4 protein-coding genes are annotated in these 3,379 nt (G+C 66.0%); all 4 read left to right on the top strand.

Translation table 11 applies throughout. The features are described from left to right. Positions 1–506: 506 nt before the first annotated feature. The 4 genes from G0D83_RS30730 to G0D83_RS30715 are packed head-to-tail and all read left to right on the top strand — an operon-like array spanning position 507 to position 3,003. Positions 507–1,358 carry an AraC family transcriptional regulator gene (locus G0D83_RS30730; RefSeq protein WP_164198522.1) on the top strand — a complete coding sequence of 284 codons (852 nt, stop codon included), beginning with the start codon at positions 507–509 and terminating at the stop codon, positions 1,356–1,358. Between the two features lie 58 nt (positions 1,359–1,416). Continuing rightward, entirely contained in the window at positions 1,417–2,070 is a 654-nt protein-coding gene (locus tag G0D83_RS30725; protein WP_164198521.1) for a B3/4 domain-containing protein, read from the top strand. Beyond that, positions 2,067–2,678, top strand: a complete 612-nt coding sequence (locus G0D83_RS30720) for a LysE family translocator (RefSeq protein ID WP_164198520.1) — start codon at positions 2,067–2,069, stop codon at positions 2,676–2,678. The genes G0D83_RS30725 and G0D83_RS30720 overlap by 4 nt, the downstream gene beginning before the upstream one ends. 1 nt (position 2,679) lies before the next feature. Then, positions 2,680–3,003: a chorismate mutase gene (locus G0D83_RS30715; RefSeq protein WP_164198519.1), complete on the top strand. Its 324-nt coding sequence runs from the start codon at positions 2,680–2,682 to the stop codon at positions 3,001–3,003. Positions 3,004–3,379 lie beyond the last annotated feature (376 nt).

The following is a 3,379-nucleotide window of genomic DNA, read 5'->3' as shown; positions in this document are numbered from 1 at the left end:
CATTCCCAAATGCACAGGGTGGCGATCAGTCCCACACCCCAGCCACACGCGCCATTGCCGCGCGAGCGGCTTCGTCCTCGGGCCGGTCGCGACAGGCGCGCCCATGCTGCAACTGCGAACTCGCCCAAGATCGACGCGGTCAATTTGGGCTCGCTACCGTCCTTCGCCGCGATCAGTACGAACGGCCGGTTCGGAAAACCTCGCCGTTCGCCCTACCGAAGCTGGACTCACCGAGTGCGGACGTTCCTGCCGTTCCGCGGCCAACCGATGCAACTGCAGCATAACAATGGAGGCGCTCGCAGCTGCAGCAAGCGGGGTTCTGCGCCGCTGCGCAGATCACGGAAGCGGTCGTTGAAGGCTGCGTCAAACCAGGGAATCTAAACCCACCTTTCGCTGCGCATTGCACGAAAGACTGTTTCAGTTGGGCATGCTATACGAATTGCAGGCAAACGCTGGCATTGATGTCAGTCCCTGTCGTCGCTGCCGTGAACTGGTAATTGAATCCGATGCTTGGCCCCTTGTCTCACTGCGCCGTCTTGCTCCCGCCCTGTCTTGTGGGCGTGGAGGCGGTGTCTCTTGCCTCGGCACGTACCTTTCCGCGCCATTCCCACGATCAGTTCGGCCTCGGCGTGGTGCGCGCTGGCGGGCACGCGTCGTGGTCCGGATGCGGGCCGGTGGAGGCTGGCCCAGGCGATCTGATCGCCGTCACCCCGGATGAGATGCACGATGGAGCGCCGACAGGCGCCGCCCGCGCCTGGGAGATGGTCTACATCGATCCCGGCACGGTAGCCTCGCTGGCAGGGGAAGAGGCCGCACGCCGCGAAATCGGATTCGGTGCTTCTCAAGACGCGGGCCTCGCATTGCGCATGGATGCCGCGCTGCGGGCGCTGGCGGCCGGAGAGGCGCGTGAGGCCGAGGAGGAGCTTACCGAACTGCTGTCGAGCGTCCTTACACCTACCACCGCACGTGAACTGACCGCCCGGCACAGCGGGTCGTCCCTCGCCACCCGGCGTGTGAAGGAGCGCATCGCCGACCAGCCCGATGAGCCGCCCTCGCTCGACGAGGTAGCGAGGCTGATGGGGATGGGCCGGACGGGGGCGTTGCGGCGGTTCCGGCGCGAAACGGGCGCCACGCCCCATGCCTATGCGATGCAACTGCGTCTACGGCTGGCACGTCAGGCCCTCGCTGCGGGGGAGAGTGCGGCGGAGGTCGCGGCGGCCTTCGGCTTCGCGGACCAGGCGCATCTGACCCGCGCCTTCGCGCGCCAGTTCGGCCTGCCGCCGGGCCGCTGGCGGTCAGGTTTGATCGGCAGACAGGCCAAGATCGTTCAAGACGGAGGTCCTTCTGCTGATCCATGACCAGCTGATGACAATCTTCGCTTACCACACGCACATTGCTCACGGATATCCAACCCTCATGACCGCGCTCGCGGTGATCGAAAACCTGCCGGAAACGCTGGAGCTCCAGGCCGCTGTCGTCGGACTGGAAGATCAGGCACGCCTCCTACTCGATGGCCGCACCGAAGCCGAACTGCCCGCGATCCGGGCGTGGAGGACGGCGTTCTCGATGATGGGATTGAAGCCCACGCAGTATCGCTGCGCCGCCGAGGCCCTGCTGCGACGTTTCCGCAAGGACGGTACCCTGCCGCGCGCCGCCCCGCTTGTAGATCTCTGCAATGCCGTCTCCGCCGCTCATGCTGTGCCGGTGGCGGCCTTCGACCTCGACCGGATCGCGGGCGATCTCACGGTGGGGCCCGCCACTGGCGCCGAAACCTACCTGACCTTCGGCGGACAGACCGAACATCCGGCCCCGGGCGAGATCGTCTTCGCCGACGCCGCCGGCACGGCCCATGCGCGCCGCTGGACCTATCGGCAGAGCGCGGCCTCGGCCGTCTCGCCCACCACAGGGCGCGCCCTGATCGTCATCGAGGCGCTGCACGAGGCGGCCGAGACCGACGTGACCGCCGTGCGAGACGCGCTTGGCGAGATCGTCCGGGACCACGGAGCATCGGTTCGCACGGGTCTGTTGCGAAGTGGCGCAGGGAATTTCGATACGGGGGCCGCAGCATGACGTGGTCCTTCCTTGCCACCGCATTGATCGTCGTGCTGATGCCCGGTACCGGTGTCGTCTACACCCTAGCCGTCTCTCTCGGTCAGGGTTTACGCGCGGGGCTCGTGGCCGCGGCGGGCTGCACGCTCGGGATCCTGCCTCATATGGCTGCCTCGATCCTGGGCTTTGCCGCGCTGCTCCACGCGAGCGCCGTTGCGTTTCAGGTCCTAAAGCTTGCCGGGGTGGCCTTCCTCCTCTGGATGGCATGGCAGGTCTGGCGGGGGACTGGCGCTCTTTCGGTAGAACGGCAAGCAACCCACCGGCGTATGTCGCGCCTGCTCCGTGACGGCGTGGCGCTGAACCTGCTGAATCCGAAGCTGTCTGTCTTCTTCCTTGCGTTCCTGCCCCAGTTCGTGCCCGCCGACGCGCCAGATGCGGCGTGGCGGATGACCGGGCTGGCGCTTGTCTTCATGGTTTTGACCTTCGCGGCCTTCGCCCTTTATGCTGTCTTCGCTGCCACCCTGCGCGACCGTGTGCTGTCGCGACCCGGCGCGATGGCCTGGCTGCGCGGAGGCTTTGCCGTTTCATTCGCCGCGCTTGGGCTGCGGCTCGCCTCAATAGAGTGGTGAAATGTCCCGTTCCCCCACATCCTGCGAGACCATGGCTCAGCTGCGCATGGAAATAGACGCGCTCGATGACGCGCTCATCGAAATGCTTGTTCGGCGGACCGGCTATGTCGACCGCGCCGTCACACTGAAGCGCCGTGAGGGATTGCCACCTCGGACAACCGGACGCGTCGCAGAGGTGATCGCCCATGTCCGCGAGCGCGCCGAGGCGCAGGGGCTGGATACCGATCTGGCCGAAACGCTCTGGACGGCACTGATCGACTGGGGCATCGCCCGCGAGGCGCACTCAATGGGCGTGAAGGAGGACGCCATTCCGCCCCGGACATGAGGGTGTCCTTCTCGGACCGGACTGCGCATCTATTGCTTCAGCTGAATTTTCGCCGGGCTGGATTCAAGCGGCACAGGTCAATGGGTTTGCGGCTCCTGCTGTGCCCCGTCTAACCACGGCAGACCGCGTCGGCGGGCGAATCCAAGATCATGCGGAACGTCATGCTACAAATGGCTTCGATCCGCCAAAGCTGCTATTCATCTTCTGCGCAGCATCCAAACTATGGGCTCGAAGCGGACTCCGTCCGCGCAGCGAGGCGAACACCTGGCGAGCCGCGGCGGCCGTCGCTGCCGGCCCATGGACGAAGCCGCTCGCGCGGCAATGGCGCGTGTGGCTGGGGTGTGGGACTGATCGCCACCCTGTGCATTTGGGAATG

The organism is Salipiger sp. PrR003 (assembly GCF_010500785.1).
GTDB lineage: Bacteria > Pseudomonadota > Alphaproteobacteria > Rhodobacterales > Rhodobacteraceae > Salipiger > Salipiger pacificus_A.
The sequence above is the reverse complement of the archived record's forward strand: the minus strand, read 5'-3'. Positions and strand labels throughout refer to the sequence as shown.

What these genes read in the sequence shown, in the direction of transcription:
- G0D83_RS30730 (WP_164198522.1), top strand. Translation starts at nt 507, where the DNA reads ATGCTTGGCCCCTTGTCTCACTGCGCCGTCTTGCTCCCGCCCTGTCTT.
- G0D83_RS30725 (WP_164198521.1), top strand. Translation starts at nt 1,417, where the DNA reads ATGACCGCGCTCGCGGTGATCGAAAACCTGCCGGAAACGCTGGAGCTC.
- G0D83_RS30720 (WP_164198520.1), top strand. Translation starts at nt 2,067, where the DNA reads ATGACGTGGTCCTTCCTTGCCACCGCATTGATCGTCGTGCTGATGCCC.
- G0D83_RS30715 (WP_164198519.1), top strand. Translation starts at nt 2,680, where the DNA reads ATGTCCCGTTCCCCCACATCCTGCGAGACCATGGCTCAGCTGCGCATG.